The sequence below is a fragment of the Comamonas sp. FG99 genome (assembly GCF_057808605.1).
The window spans coordinates 130,010-143,097 of record NZ_JBMDII010000006.1 but is presented as its reverse complement, the minus strand read 5'-3'; the positions used below and the strand labels follow the sequence as shown (position 1 = coordinate 143,097).

Sequence of the window (13,088 nt, the reverse complement as noted above, 5' to 3'; positions counted from 1 at the left end):
CTCTTTCCCAAATCACTTCTGGAGTATTCCCATGAAACAAAATGCCTGCATCGTTGGCTGGGCGCACTCGCCCTTTGGCAAGTCGGACTTGCCGGACGTAGAGAGTCTGATCACCAGCGTGGCGCGACCGGCATTGGACCATGCCGGCGTTGCGCCGGAAGATGTCGATTTCATTACTGTCGGTGTCTTCAATAACGGTCTCACGCCTCAAGGCTTCGAGGGTGGTTTGGTATCACTCGGCGAGCCTCGGCTGCGCTTCACGCCAGCCATTCACGTTGAGAACGCATGCGCGACCGGTACCGCTGCGCTCCACACTGCGCTTGACTTTATCGAAAGTGGCCGCGGTCGCATCGCATTGGTAGTTGGTGCAGAGAAGATGACTGCACTGCCATCGCGGGAGTTACCCAACGTCCTGCTGAGCGGTGGCTACCGCAAGGAGGAAGACAACCCGCAGGGCTTCGCTGGCATCTTCGGAGGGATCGCCGCTGCCTATTTCGAGCGTTACGGGGATCACAGCGAAGAGCTGGCAATGATTGCGGCCAAGAACCACGCCAATGCAGTGAACAACCCCTACGCCCATGTGCGCAAGGATCTGGGTTTTGAGTTCTGCAATGTGGTGTCTGACCGCAATCCGTTGGTGGCCGGCCCGCTGCGACGCTCGGATTGCTCCATGGTGTCTGATGGTGCCGCCGCGCTGGTGGTCGCCGATGCGGAAACCGCCGCGACTCTGCGCCGCGCCATTCGTCTGCGTGCGCGCACGCACGTCAACGACTTCTTGCCTCAGTCGCGCCGAGATCCCATCGCCTTCGAAGGCCCTCGCCTTGCATGGGAGAAGGCCCGAGCTGCGGCCGGCATCTCGCTCGATGACCTGAGCCTGGTGGAAACCCACGACTGCTTTACCGTCGCCGAAATGATCGAGTATGAAGCCATGGGCCTGATGCCGCGCGGCGAGGGCTGGCGAGCCATCAGAGAAGGACTGACTCTGCGCGACGGCAAGCTGCCGGTGAATGTGACGGGCGGGTTGAAGGCCCGAGGCCATCCGTTAGGGGCAACTGGTGTGTCTCAGCATGTGATGGTGGCCATGCAGCTCGCAGGTGAAGCAGGAGATATGCAAATGCCGAATGTAGAGCTGGCTGGCGTCTTCAACATGGGCGGAGCTGCAGTCACGAACTACGTATCTATCCTGGAGCGCGTGAAATGAAAATAATCCATCAAGACTTCATGTCGCAGAGCGTGCCAAACCTTGCGTACATGCTCACGCAGAATGCGCGCCGCTTTCCAAAGCGCCCAGCATTGGTTTGGCGGGATTCGTCCTGGAGTTGGGCCGACGTGGATGTTCGGGTTTCTGCGCTCGCTGGTGCGTTGCTCGACCTGGGCGTACAACCCGGCGAAGCCGTGCTGGCGCATAGCAAGAACAGCAATGAGATGTTTGAGGCCATGTTGGCCACGTTCCGTATCGGTGCAGTGTGGGTGCCCACTAACTTTCGGCTCGCTCCCGATGATGTGGCATATATGGCCGAAGTCACCCAGCCGCGTGTCTTTTTGTGCCAGACGGATTTCCCTGAGTATGCGGATGCAGTGGACCGTGCCGTGGCGGGGGTGCAGCGTGTCTGGCTGATGGGCGATGCTCAGCCGCAAGACGACTCAGAGCATGTGAGCGCTTTAGTGGCTGCGCAGTCCGGCAGGATTGTGCCGAATGCTAGCGTGCAACGGGATAGCGCCTGCTGGCTGTTCTTCACTTCAGGCACTACCGGTCGGCCGAAGGCCGCAGTACTGACCCACGGGCAACTGGGTTATGTCATCAACAACCACCTGTGTGATCTGATGCCCGGTTCCACGGAGTTTGACGGGTCGCTGGTGCTGGCTCCCTTGTCACACGGCGCAGGCATCCATCAGTTGAACATGATTGCTCGAGGCGGCGCTACAGTGCTGATGCCATCGGACAAGTTTGACCCCGCAACAGCATTTCAATTGATCGAGACGCACGGTCTGACCAACCTGTTTACTGTTCCGACGATCCTCAAGATGCTGATCGAGGACTCGAGTGTGGATCGATTCGATCATTCGAGTCTGCGCTACGTCGTATATGCGGGTGCGCCCATGTACCGCCAGGATCAGAAACTGGCGCTGCAGAAACTGGGTGCGGTGCTGGTGCAATACTATGGCTTGGCAGAGGCGACAGGAAACATCACGGTACTTCCCTGCCGTGAACACGATGCTGGTGATGAAGAGCGTCGGCCCGGCACCTGCGGCTTTGAGCGTACTGGCATGCAGGTGTCGATTCAGGATGATGCAGGCAACGAAGTGGAGCCAGGCCAGGCCGGCGAGATCTGTGTCATTGGCCCAGCTGTCTTTGCAGGCTATTACAACAACCCTGAGGCTAACGCCAAGTGCTTCCGAAACGGCTGGTTTCGCACCGGTGACTTGGGTTACCGCGACGACGAGGGATACATCTACCTGACGGGCCGCTCATCCGACATGTATATCTCGGGCGGCTCCAATATCTATCCCCGTGAGATCGAGGAGAAGGTGCTGACGCACGAGGCTATCAGTGAGGTGGCAATCGTGGGCGTTCCCGATCCGAAATGGGGTGAGGTTGGCGTGGCGGTATGCGTGTTGCGCGAGGGAGCGCAATTGGACGAGGCAGAGATGCTGGAATGGATGTCGAGCCGTGTCGCACGCTACAAACTGCCCAAGCGGATTTTCTTCTGGACAGAGTTGCCGAAATCGGGCTATGGAAAGGTGCCCAAGGCGTTGGTGCGGGATGAGTTGCGGCAGCGCGGCTTGCTGACAGCTACGGGAGAGCTTGATGCGCAGCATTGAACAGCCGGGTCCGGTGCATCCTGAGCGTGTTCAATGCGCACCAGCCAACATCCGAGCGGTTGAGGTGGAGTTGCAGCCGGGGGTGACACTTCTGGATGGACTGGCCGATGCAGTGCGCTCATATGGGGTATCCAGCGCAGTCTTCTCGCTGCAAGGAGGCTCCTTCGAGCCCTTGGCATATTACATGCCTGCTCTTTCCGATACACCGGAGCATGTTGCTTATTTCAGTGAGCGCTTTGAAGCCACTGGCGAAGCGCGGATCGATTCGGGCAGCATCACCTTCGGCTTGCGCCAAGGCCAGCCTTCGTTGCACTGTCACGCGATCTGGGGCGATCCAGATGGCCGACGCAAAAGTGGGCATTTGATACCCGCGGAATCACGTGTCGCTACTCCAGTGCGCCTTCAAGCCTGGATGCTTGATGGAGCGGGCTTTGAGGTGACGCCCGATTCAGAGACGAATTTCAATCTTATGCAGGTAGCGGCTGGTGACACCCGGTCCGAAGGCTCCAATGCCTTTGTGGTCCGACTGCGACCCAACCAGGATCTCTGCTTGGCATTGGAAAGCTTTTGTGCCGAACGAGGTATCAGGCGGGCCAGCATCCGCGGGGGGGTGGGTAGCCTCATCGGCACGGTGTTCGAAGACGGCCGCGTGGTGGAGCCGTTTGTCACCGAGGTCTTTATTCGATCTGGAGAGATTGCCCCCAACCCCGATGGCGCTCCACAGGCTAGCGTGGACGTTGGGCTGGTAGCTCACTCCGGTGAGATTGCCGAAGGTCGGCTCAAGCGTGGTGAGAACCCAGTTCTGATTACCTTTGAACTGGTGATTGAGCCGCAGGAATAGGCGTTGGCTTCTGGGAGCAATTCATGACGATTTATGCACTGGGCAATGAGGTGCCCAAGTTGGAGAACAGGGCCTATGTAGCCGAAAGCGCCACCGTCATCGGTAACGTTCATATTGGCGAACATGCGAGCGTGTGGCCGCAGGCTGTGATCCGGGGCGACAACGGCGAACATATCAAGGTTGGTGCCCGCAGCAACATTCAGGATGGTGCCGTTTTGCATACCGACCCGGGCTATACCCTCAGTATTGGTGAAGACGTTAGCGTAGGCCATCAGGCGATGCTTCACGGCTGTACCGTAGGGAATGGCTCGTTGGTCGGCATCGGTGCAGTGATCCTCAATGGTGCCACGATCGGTAAGAACTCCTTGGTGGCCGCCGGGGCTCTCGTCCTTGAACGGAAAAGCTTCCCGGATAACTCGCTCATTGTGGGCGCGCCAGCAAAAGTGTTGCGTGTGCTCAGCAGTGAGGAGATTGAGGGCTTGCTACGCAATGCGGCCGAATATGTTGAGCGCGGTGGTCGCTATATCGCGGAACTCAAGCGTGTAGATGGCGCCTCTTGACGGCGTCTATCACCAGAACAGGCGGAGTACATATGAAGAGATTGCAGGACAAGGTTGCACTCGTTTTCGGGGCCGGATCATCTGGTCCGGGCTGGGGCAACGGCAAGGCAGCTGCAGTAGCCTATGCGCGAGCAGGCGCTCGCGTAATTGCTGTAGATCAAGCAGAAAAAGCTGCGCAAGAAACGGTGGAACTGATCCAGGGAGAGCAAGGTCAGGCTCTGGCGGTGCAGGCAGATGTGACTAGCATGGCCGCGGTGGAGGCTGCCGTAGAGCAGGCGATTGCGACTTTTGGCCGAATCGACATTCTGCACAACAACGTGGGCATCACTGCGATGGGCGGTGCACCGGAACTCGATGAGGCAACTTGGCATCGTTCCTTAGATATCAACGTGGGCAGCGTCTACCGCACTTGCAAGGCGGTACTCCCACACATGATTTCCCAAGGCCGTGGCTCCATCGTCAACATTTCGTCGCTCGCGTCCATTCGCTGGACCGGTTACCCATACTTTGCGTATTACACAGCTAAAGCCGCCGTCAACCAAGCTACGGTAGCGGTGGCTCTGCAGCACGCTCGTCAAGGGATTCGTGCAAACGCGATTTTGGTTGGCGCGGTCGATACACCGCTGATCTATCGAGAGATCGCATCGCAGTATGGATCGGTTGAAGAAATGCAAGCAGCGCGAAACAAGGCAATACCGCTCGGCAAGATGGGGTCCGCTTGGGACATCGCAAACGCGGCGGTGTTTCTTGCGTCGGATGAGGCTGCATTTATTACCGGCGTGTGTTTGCCGGTCGATGGCGGGCAGAGTTGCGTTATGGGTGGGGTGTCGTGAGCGTCCGGTGACCTGTTGCTGCACGACAGAAAGATCGTTGAGCGGCACACAAACCAGATACGGAGAAAGATGTTGTCGAAGAATAATGAACGACTGCAGAGTCTAGCTGATCACCACATCGATCTTCTGGCAGGCTGGGCGGAAATCGGTAAGCGTCCGCTATTTGGTGCGATGGCGCTCTATTGTAATGATCACGTTTTCGCCATGATTTGGAATGGCGCCCTCTACTTCAAAGTGGATCACGAGTCCTTGGCCGACTATGTGGAGGCCAAGTCGCACCCGCTGCGTTATACGAGCGAAGGCGTGGCTCGCGAACTTAAATCGTTCTGGGAGGTTCCTGTTCATGTGATCGAAGAGCCTGAAAAGCTCTGTGTATGGGCGCAGTTGGCGTATCTAGCTGCCTTGAATACGCGCAATCACTGAGGTACGCCAGCCGTAGCAGGCAACTGATGTAAACCCCTGTGGGGCGTCTTGTCCGAAGGGATCAGTTCTTCATGCCTTTCCGGCGGTGCTGACTTTCCATTTCCACTGCCCATTGTCGGGTTGCGGAGATTTGTGGCGGCCTCAATATGGGCTCTGTTCCTAACTATTTGTTCTGCGTGAATTACCTTCCAGATTCAAAGGATTTCTATGAAAGTATTGGTACCGGTGAAGCGGGTGGTGGACTACAACGTCAAGGTGCGTGTGAAGTCCGATGGCAGCGGCGTGGACATCGCCAACGTCAAGATGAGCATGAACCCCTTCGACGAGATCGCCGTGGAAGAGGCCGTGCGCCTGAAGGAAAAAGGCGTGGTCACCGAAGTGATCGCCGTCTCCTGCGGCGTGGCCCAGTGCCAGGAAACGCTGCGCACCGCCATGGCCATCGGTGCCGACCGCGGCATCCTGGTCGAGACCAATGAAGAACTGCAGCCGCTGGCCGTGGCCAAGCTGCTCAAGGCCCTGGTCGACAAGGAACAGCCCGGCCTCGTGATCCTGGGCAAACAGGCCATCGACGACGACTGCAACCAGACCGGCCAGATGCTGGCCGCGCTGGCCGACCTGCCGCAGGCCACCTTCGCCTCCAAGGTCGAAGTCGCCGGCGACAAGGTGAGCGTGACCCGCGAAGTGGACGGCGGCCTGGAAACCCTGAGCCTCTCCACGCCCGCGGTCATCACCACCGACCTGCGCCTGAACGAGCCGCGCTACGTCACGCTGCCCAACATCATGAAGGCCAAGAAGAAGCAGCTCGACACCTTCAAGCCCGAAGACCTGGGCGTGGACGTCGCGCCCCGCATCAAGACCCTGAAGGTCTCCGAGCCGCCCAAGCGCGGCGCTGGCGTCAAGGTGCCCGACGTGGCCACCCTCATCGACAAGCTCAAGAACGAAGCCAAGGTCATCTAAGGCTAGGCACAACAACATCGAAAGGACACAAGCCATGACCGCACTCGTTATTGCAGAACACGACAACGCCAGCATCAAGAGCGCCACCCTCAACACCGTGACGGCCGCCAAGGCCTGCGGCGGTGACGTGCACGTGCTCGTCGCCGGCGAGAACGCTGGCGCTGCTGCCGCCGCCGCCGCCCAGATCGCCGGCGTCGCCAAGGTCATCCACGCCGACGGCGCGAGCCTGAAGAATGGCCTGGCCGAGAACGTCGCCGCGCAGGTGCTGGCGATTGCCGGCAACTACAGCCACATCCTGTTCCCCGCCACCGCCGGCGGCAAGAACGTGGCCCCCCGCGTCGCCGCCAAGCTCGACGTCGCCCAGATCAGCGACATCACCAAGGTCGACGGCCCCGACACCTTCGAGCGCCCCATCTACGCCGGCAACGCCATCGCCACCGTGCAGTCGGGCGACGCCACCAAGGTCATCACCGTGCGCGGCACCGGCTTCGACGCCGCGGCCGCCACCGGCGGCAGCGCCGCGGTCGAAACCGTTGCCGCCGCAGCCGATTCCGGCAAGAGCAGCTTCGTGGGCGCCGAAATCGTCAAGAACGACCGTCCCGAGCTGACGGCCGCCAAGATCATCGTCTCGGGCGGCCGCGCGCTGGGCAGCGAAGAGAAGTTCAAGGAAGTCATCACCCCGCTGGCCGACAAGCTGGGCGCCGCCATCGGTGCCAGCCGCGCCGCGGTGGACGCGGGCTACGCCCCCAACGACCTGCAGGTCGGCCAGACCGGCAAGATCGTGGCGCCGCAGCTGTACATCGCCTGCGGCATCTCGGGCGCCATCCAGCACCTGGCCGGCATGAAGGACTCCAAGGTCATCGTGGCGATCAACAAGGACCCCGAGGCGCCGATCTTCTCGGTGGCCGACTATGGACTGGAGGCGGACCTGTTCGCTGCCGTGCCCGAGATGGTCAGGGCGCTCTGAGCCATCGCTGGGGTTGCCGCTCGGGGGCTCGTCAAGCCGGGGGGCGGTGCTGACCAAGGAACTGCTGGAGGGGTGACGAAACAAGGGTACAAGGGAGAGAAGTTGCCATGGAGCTCAGACATTTACGCTGCTTTCTAGCCTTGGCTGAAGAACTCCACTTTGGCCGAGCAGCACAAAAGATGCACGTCGATCAATCCGCCTTTTCCCGCACGATCAGAGAGCTGGAGGGCGAATTGGGCGCGAAGCTCTTTACCCGCACCACGCGCAATACACAGCTGACTCAGGCAGGCAAGGCATTCAAGGAGCGGGTGCCGCGCATCTTCGCCGCCCTGGAGCAGGCGCGCGACGGTGTTAAATCCGCAGCCAATGGATTCCAGGGACAGTTGCGCATTGCTTTGTCCGACTGCATCACGCCAGCCCGCCTGTCTACCTTATTGGCGCAATGCCGCGAAGAAGAACCGGAAGTGGAAATCCGGCTGCTCGAAGTGTCGCTGGATCAGCAAATCGCGGGTTTGCACGACGATCTGTACGACATTGGCTTTGCCATGTCGGATGCCGTGGACAAAGGGATCATCGCCACGCCCGCCTGGCAGGACGAATTGATGGTGGCACTGTCCTCCCGCCATCCACTGCTGGAGCACCGCCACGTTCCGCTGGATAAGGTATTGGAGCAGCAACTGGTGCTGGGTGATCCTGCTGCATGCCAGGGCTATACCCAACAGGTGGATCGCTTTTTGCAAAAGCGCGACGAGGAACTACGGATCCGCCAGCGCGTGGCTTCGTTCGACGTGATGATGGTCTTGGTGTCCGCGGGGCTAGCCGTTGGCTTTGCCGGGGCGGCACATCTTGCCGCCAACCGGGAGCCCGGCGTCAAAGGTCGACAACTGGCGGGCTGCTCACCTATGTTGACCACCTACCTACTGCGTCGGGATGCCGAGCCCACTCCCATGCTGGCCCGGTTCATGGAACGGGTCCGGGGCGCGGACGCCAGCAGTGGTGATGACGCTGCTGACGATTCGTAGTGCTCCTTCAATACCTCCCCACGGAAAGGATGTTTGCCATGTACAAAGCCTTGCTGTTGTTGACCGCCGCTGTACTCACCGCCTGCGGCCCGTCCAAGCCCACCGACACCGTGGACGAACTGGTGGCCAATCCCAAGCGCCTCGAAGAAATCCAGCGTCTGTGCAAGGAAGACCGTGCCAAGGTCAATGACGACATCTGCATGCGCGCTGCCTATGCCTACAAGCGGCGCTTCCACGGCGAGCGCCCGGAGCAACAAAAGCCCCAATAGCCACCCCTCAGCGCATCCGCGTGGCCTGGCCACGACAAGTTGCGCACTGTTACCTCGCTACGCCGCAGCGCTTTCGGGCCTGCGGCGTTTTGATTGTGTTTTCTGCTACATGGGTTCTGGCTTTTTTAGCCTCAATCTCCGTCACTCCGGCCTTTGACCGGCCCTTGCTCCCACCTTGATCCTTGGCGCACAGGCACACCTTCGTGCCGTGAATTTTGTGCCGAGATCGGAGGCAGGGAATGCAGGGAACGAACGTGCTGTTCGGTCAGATCGCCGTGGTATTCGGCATCGTGATCGCCGGCATCTGGAGCGCCACGCAATGGACGGCCGCCGCGCTGGGCCACCAACTGCGCCTGGGCTCGCCCTGGTTCGATCTGCTGGGAACGCCCATCTATCACCCCTGGCGTTTGTTCGAGTGGTGGTTCTTCTTTGACGCCTATGCGCCGCAGGTGTTCGATATTGGCGGCGCCATTGCCGCGGGTAGCGGCCTCGTTGCCATGCTGGTTGCCATCGGCATGTCCATCTGGCGCTCGCGCCAGTCCAAGCTGGTCACCACCTACGGCACAGCACGGTGGGCGAACGCGGAGGACATCCGCAAGGCGGGTCTGGACCAGTCGGCAGGCGTTTTCCTGGGGCGGCGCGGCGACCAGTACCTGCGGCACAACGGTCCCGAGAACATCCTGCTGTTCGCACCGCCGCGCATGGGCAAGGGCGTGGGGCTGGTGGTGCCGACCCTGCTGTCCTGGCCCGCGTCCGCCGTGATCCACGACATCAAGGGAGAGAACTGGCAAATCACCGCCGGCTGGCGCAGCCGTTTCAGCCACTGCCTGCTGTTCAACCCCACGGACAGCCAGTCGGCCGCCTACAACCCGCTGCTGGAGGTTCGGCGCGGTGTGCACGAAGTGCGCGATGTGCAGAACATCGCGGACATCCTGGTCGACCCCGAAGGCGCTTTAGAAAAGCGCAACCACTGGGAGAAGACCTCCCATGCACTGCTGGTCGGCACCATCCTGCACGTGCTCTACGCGGGTGAGGACAAGACGCTGCGCGGTGTGGCGAACTTTCTCAGCGATCCGGCCAGTCCTTTTGAGCTGACCCTGCATCGGATGATGACCACGCCCCACCTGGGTGAGCAGCCACACCCGGTCGTGACATCGGCGGCACGCGAGGTTCTGAACAAGAGCGACAACGAGCGCTCCGGCGTCCTGTCCACGGCCATGTCGTTCCTGGGCCTGTACCGTGACCCCACGGTGGCCGAAGTCACCTCGCGCTGCGATTGGCGCATTGCGGATCTTATCTCCGCGGAGCACCCGGCATCGCTGTACCTGGTGGTGCCGCCTTCGGACATCAGCCGCACCAAGCCGCTGATCCGCCTAATTCTGAACCAGATCGGCCGCCGCCTCACCGAATCGCTGGATGGGAGCGACGGCATCCAGCGCCGCCACAAGCTGCTGCTGATGCTCGACGAGTTCCCGGCGCTGGGACGGTTCGATTTTTTCGAGACGGCACTGGCCTTCATGACGGGCTACGGCATCCGCAGCTTCCTGATCGCGCAGAGCCTGAACCAGATCGACAAAGCCTACGGCCAGAACCATTCGATCCTCGACAACTGCCATGTGCGCGTGACCTTCGCCACGAACGACGAACGCACGGCCAAGCGCATTTCCGAAACCCTGGGCACCGCGACCGAACTGCGCGCGCAGCGCAACTATGCGGGGCACCGGCTCGCGCCGTGGCTGGGACACCTGATGGTGTCACGGCAGGAAACGGCCCGCCCGCTGCTCACGCCCGGCGAAGTCATGCAACTGCCGCCCGACGAGGCCGTGGTGATGGTCTCCAGCGTGGCGCCGATCAAGGCCAAGAAGCTGCGCTACTACGCGGATGCGAATTTCAAGCCGCGTGTGCTGCCGCCACCGGTGCTGGCGGTTGGCGTTGGCGGGCGGTATGCCGACGCACCACCACCTCGGCCTGATGACTGGAGCGGGCTGGCGATTCCCGCTGTGCCCGCCGCTCCAGCGATGGCGTCCATTGAGGGCCTGGTGCAACTGGGCACCGCCGATGACGGCGGCCCGCGCCGGCAGCCGGAGCTTTCCGAAGCCGCCGAATACCACCTCGATCTGGAGCCAATGTCCAGCGACCTGGGGCTGCTCGATGACGACGACCCCCCTCTTTCCCTTCCACACCAGCTTGATCCAGCCCTACAGCGCACGGCCCGGCTGGCTTCCCTTGATCCCAACGACGGCATTGACCTATGACTCAGCACCGCTTGAACCTCTTTATCCAGCATGAGCACGCCAAACGCCTGGGCGAGTTGGCCGCAACCAAGGGCGTGTCCAAGTCCAGCATCGTTGCCGCCGCTTTGGCGTCCTGGCTGTCGCCCGAGGGGGCAGACCAGCGCGAAACGGTGATCGCCAAACGGCTCGACCGGCTGTCACGGGTGGCCGAACGGCTGGAGCGCGACCAGACCATCCAGATCGAGACGCTGGCCTTGTTCATCCGCTACTACCTGACCGTGAGCACTCCCATCCCCGAGGCCCACCAGGACGCCGCACGCGCCCAGGGCAAGGCGCGCTTCGAGCAGTTCGTTGAACAGCTCGGCCGCCATCTGCTGCGCGGGCGCAGCCTAGTGCGGGAGGTGACGGAAGAACGGCATCCCGCATCCACCACTACGCACACCCCAGCAACCGCCGCATCACCCAGCGAGGAATCCGCGCCATGACAGCCACTCCACCAACCTGTGCCAGCACTGCTCTCGACCGCCGCATCCAGATGCTGCGCACCGCCATGGGGCCGCTGATCGCCGCCGCGCTGGAAGACCCGGACGTGGTGGAAATCATGCTCAACCCCGACCGGACGCTCTGGATTGATCGGCTGTCTTCCGGCCGCGCACCGATGGGCGTGGAGCTGTCCGAAGCCGATGGCGAACGCATCATCCGACTCGTAGCAGCGCATGTAGGCGCGGAAGTCCATCGTGGTCAGCCGCTGCTGTCAGCCGAACTGCCCGAGACAGGCGAGCGCTTTGAGGGCATCCTGCCGCCTGCGGCGCCAGGCCCGGCCTTCGCGCTGCGCAAGCGTGCCGTGGGTGTGATCCCGCTGTCGCGCTACATCGAGGACGGAATGATGACCGCCGAGCAGGCGGTCTTTCTGGTGCAGGCCGTGCGCGAGCGCCAGAACGTCCTGATCGCCGGCGGTACCAGCACGGGTAAGACCACCTTGGCCAATGCCTTGCTCGCCGAAATCGCCGCCACCGGCGACCGCGTGCTGGTGCTCGAAGACACGGTGGAACTGCAGTGCGCGGCCCAGGACCATGTGCCGCTGCGCACGCGCCAGGGCGTGGTGTCCATGACCGAGCTGGTGCGCTCGTCCATGCGCCTGCGCCCGGATCGCGTCGTCGTTGGCGAGGTGCGTGGCCCCGAGGCGCTGGATCTCATCAAGGTCTGGGGCACCGGCCATCCCGGCGGCATCGCCACCATCCATGCCGGCTCCGCGCTGGGCGCACTGCTGCGCCTGGAGCAACTAATCCTCGAAGTGGCGGTGAACCCGCCGCGGGCGCTGATCGCCGAGGCCGTGAATGTGGTGATCCACATCGCCGGGCGTGGACGCAAGCGCCGCATCGAGAGCATTGCCCGCGTCGTTGGCTTCGACGGCGCGGGCTACCAGCTGGAAGACGCGCTGGCGCCCGAGCTTCCTCCCATCGATTTCCTATCCCCAACCCCACCTGGAGAACTTCCATGACGCGTGCTGATGCTTTCCGAATTTCTGCAAAACCGGCTTCCTGCCATGCGGGCTCTGCCCTGCCGGATGGGCTGGCTCGGCCAACCCTGCAGGGCCTGATGTTCTCAGCGCTGATGCTGCTGCTCGCGGGCACCGCGCAGGCCGCCGGTTCCTCAATGCCCTGGGAAGGGCCACTGCAGTCCATCCTCGAATCCATCCAGGGGCCGGTGGCGCGGATCATCGCGGTGATCGTCATCATTGCCACGGGCCTGGCGCTGGCCTTTGGCGATACGTCGGGCGGTTTCCGCAAGCTGATCCAGATCGTCTTTGGCCTGTCCATCGCGTTCGCGGCTTCGAGCTTCTTCCTGTCGTTTTTTAGTTTCTCTGGCGGAGCGGTCGTATGAACGCGCCGCACGATGGAATGCCTGGCTTCGAGGTGCCGTTGCACCGCTCGCTGACCGAGCCCATCCTGCTGGGCGGCGCGCCGCGCACCGTGGCGATTGCCAACGGCACGCTGGCCGCTGCCGTCGGGCTGGGCCTGCAACTGTGGATTCCGGGCGTGGTGCTCTGGATCGGCGGCCACGCGCTGGCCGTGTGGGGCGCGCGCGTCGATCCGCAGTTCTTGCAGGTCTTTGCGCGCCACATCAAGCACCGGCCGCTGCTGGACGTGTAGGGGATG

At 61.9% G+C, this 13,088-nt stretch carries 15 protein-coding genes; all 15 read left to right on the top strand.

Annotated elements, in window-relative coordinates:
- Nucleotides 1-31 precede the first annotated feature (31 nt).
- The 15 genes from ACODRX_RS06290 (at nt 32) to ACODRX_RS06220 (ending at nt 13,082) form a co-directional block, all read left to right on the top strand.
- Nucleotides 32-1,201: an acetyl-CoA acetyltransferase gene (locus tag ACODRX_RS06290; RefSeq protein ID WP_488870291.1), complete on the top strand. Its 1,170-nt coding sequence runs from the start codon at nt 32-34 to the stop codon at nt 1,199-1,201.
- The gene (locus ACODRX_RS06285) at nt 1,198-2,823 is read left to right on the top strand and encodes an acyl-CoA synthetase (RefSeq protein ID WP_488870290.1); all 1,626 of its coding nucleotides are present in this window, start codon (nt 1,198-1,200) and stop codon (nt 2,821-2,823) included. The genes ACODRX_RS06290 and ACODRX_RS06285 overlap by 4 nt, the downstream gene beginning before the upstream one ends.
- Nucleotides 2,810-3,664 (top strand): PCC domain-containing protein, encoded by an 855-nt coding sequence (locus tag ACODRX_RS06280; RefSeq protein ID WP_488870288.1) that lies wholly within the window; start codon nt 2,810-2,812, stop codon nt 3,662-3,664. Before ACODRX_RS06285 ends, ACODRX_RS06280 begins: the two co-directional genes overlap by 14 nt.
- Nucleotides 3,665-3,687: 23 nt before the next feature.
- Nucleotides 3,688-4,224: a gamma carbonic anhydrase family protein gene (locus tag ACODRX_RS06275; RefSeq protein WP_488870287.1), complete on the top strand. Its 537-nt coding sequence runs from the start codon at nt 3,688-3,690 to the stop codon at nt 4,222-4,224.
- A gap of 32 nt (nt 4,225-4,256) precedes the next feature.
- Nucleotides 4,257-5,057 (top strand): SDR family NAD(P)-dependent oxidoreductase, encoded by an 801-nt coding sequence (locus ACODRX_RS06270; RefSeq protein ID WP_488870285.1) that lies wholly within the window; start codon nt 4,257-4,259, stop codon nt 5,055-5,057.
- Between the two features lie 69 nt (nt 5,058-5,126).
- Complete coding sequence (locus ACODRX_RS06265) at nt 5,127-5,480, top strand: TfoX/Sxy family protein (protein WP_488870283.1); 354 nt, start codon at nt 5,127-5,129, stop codon at nt 5,478-5,480.
- Nucleotides 5,481-5,687: 207 nt separating this feature from the next.
- Nucleotides 5,688-6,437, top strand: a complete 750-nt coding sequence (locus ACODRX_RS06260; protein ID WP_488870282.1) for an electron transfer flavoprotein subunit beta/FixA family protein — start codon at nt 5,688-5,690, stop codon at nt 6,435-6,437.
- Between the two features lie 34 nt (nt 6,438-6,471).
- Nucleotides 6,472-7,404: an electron transfer flavoprotein subunit alpha/FixB family protein gene (locus ACODRX_RS06255; protein WP_488870281.1), complete on the top strand. Its 933-nt coding sequence runs from the start codon at nt 6,472-6,474 to the stop codon at nt 7,402-7,404.
- 107 nt (nt 7,405-7,511) lie between these two features.
- Nucleotides 7,512-8,426: a LysR family transcriptional regulator gene (locus ACODRX_RS06250; protein ID WP_488870279.1), complete on the top strand. Its 915-nt coding sequence runs from the start codon at nt 7,512-7,514 to the stop codon at nt 8,424-8,426.
- Nucleotides 8,427-8,464: 38 nt separating this feature from the next.
- On the top strand, nt 8,465-8,695 hold the full coding sequence (locus ACODRX_RS06245; RefSeq protein WP_488870277.1) for an EexN family lipoprotein: 231 nt from the start codon (nt 8,465-8,467) through the stop codon (nt 8,693-8,695).
- 239 nt (nt 8,696-8,934) lie between these two features.
- Nucleotides 8,935-10,950 carry a conjugal transfer protein TraG gene (locus tag ACODRX_RS06240; protein ID WP_488870276.1) on the top strand — a complete coding sequence of 672 codons (2,016 nt, stop codon included), beginning with the start codon at nt 8,935-8,937 and terminating at the stop codon, nt 10,948-10,950.
- Nucleotides 10,947-11,414 carry a CopG family transcriptional regulator gene (locus ACODRX_RS06235; RefSeq protein WP_488870274.1) on the top strand — a complete coding sequence of 156 codons (468 nt, stop codon included), beginning with the start codon at nt 10,947-10,949 and terminating at the stop codon, nt 11,412-11,414. The genes ACODRX_RS06240 and ACODRX_RS06235 overlap by 4 nt, the downstream gene beginning before the upstream one ends.
- Entirely contained in the window at nt 11,411-12,430 is a 1,020-nt protein-coding gene (gene trbB / locus ACODRX_RS06230) for a P-type conjugative transfer ATPase TrbB (protein WP_488870272.1), read from the top strand. Before ACODRX_RS06235 ends, trbB begins: the two co-directional genes overlap by 4 nt.
- A complete protein-coding gene (locus tag ACODRX_RS06225) occupies nt 12,427-12,813 on the top strand; it encodes a TrbC/VirB2 family type IV secretion system protein (protein WP_488870270.1) in 387 nt (128 codons plus the stop codon). The genes trbB and ACODRX_RS06225 overlap by 4 nt, the downstream gene beginning before the upstream one ends.
- Nucleotides 12,810-13,082, top strand: a complete 273-nt coding sequence (locus ACODRX_RS06220) for a VirB3 family type IV secretion system protein (RefSeq protein ID WP_488870268.1) — start codon at nt 12,810-12,812, stop codon at nt 13,080-13,082. The genes ACODRX_RS06225 and ACODRX_RS06220 overlap by 4 nt, the downstream gene beginning before the upstream one ends.
- Nucleotides 13,083-13,088 lie beyond the last annotated feature (6 nt).

Bases quoted from the DNA above. Each gene is read 5' to 3' on its own strand.
- ACODRX_RS06245 (WP_488870277.1), top strand. From the start codon at position 8,465: ATGTACAAAGCCTTGCTGTTGTTGACCGCCGCTGTACTCACCGCCTGC.
- ACODRX_RS06250 (WP_488870279.1), top strand. From the start codon at position 7,512: ATGGAGCTCAGACATTTACGCTGCTTTCTAGCCTTGGCTGAAGAACTC.
- ACODRX_RS06240 (WP_488870276.1), top strand. From the start codon at position 8,935: ATGCAGGGAACGAACGTGCTGTTCGGTCAGATCGCCGTGGTATTCGGC.
- ACODRX_RS06275 (WP_488870287.1), top strand. From the start codon at position 3,688: ATGACGATTTATGCACTGGGCAATGAGGTGCCCAAGTTGGAGAACAGG.
- ACODRX_RS06225 (WP_488870270.1), top strand. From the start codon at position 12,427: ATGACGCGTGCTGATGCTTTCCGAATTTCTGCAAAACCGGCTTCCTGC.
- ACODRX_RS06235 (WP_488870274.1), top strand. From the start codon at position 10,947: ATGACTCAGCACCGCTTGAACCTCTTTATCCAGCATGAGCACGCCAAA.
- ACODRX_RS06220 (WP_488870268.1), top strand. From the start codon at position 12,810: ATGAACGCGCCGCACGATGGAATGCCTGGCTTCGAGGTGCCGTTGCAC.
- ACODRX_RS06260 (WP_488870282.1), top strand. From the start codon at position 5,688: ATGAAAGTATTGGTACCGGTGAAGCGGGTGGTGGACTACAACGTCAAG.
- ACODRX_RS06280 (WP_488870288.1), top strand. From the start codon at position 2,810: ATGCGCAGCATTGAACAGCCGGGTCCGGTGCATCCTGAGCGTGTTCAA.
- ACODRX_RS06285 (WP_488870290.1), top strand. From the start codon at position 1,198: ATGAAAATAATCCATCAAGACTTCATGTCGCAGAGCGTGCCAAACCTT.
- ACODRX_RS06265 (WP_488870283.1), top strand. From the start codon at position 5,127: ATGTTGTCGAAGAATAATGAACGACTGCAGAGTCTAGCTGATCACCAC.
- trbB (WP_488870272.1), top strand. From the start codon at position 11,411: ATGACAGCCACTCCACCAACCTGTGCCAGCACTGCTCTCGACCGCCGC.
- ACODRX_RS06290 (WP_488870291.1), top strand. From the start codon at position 32: ATGAAACAAAATGCCTGCATCGTTGGCTGGGCGCACTCGCCCTTTGGC.
- ACODRX_RS06270 (WP_488870285.1), top strand. From the start codon at position 4,257: ATGAAGAGATTGCAGGACAAGGTTGCACTCGTTTTCGGGGCCGGATCA.
- ACODRX_RS06255 (WP_488870281.1), top strand. From the start codon at position 6,472: ATGACCGCACTCGTTATTGCAGAACACGACAACGCCAGCATCAAGAGC.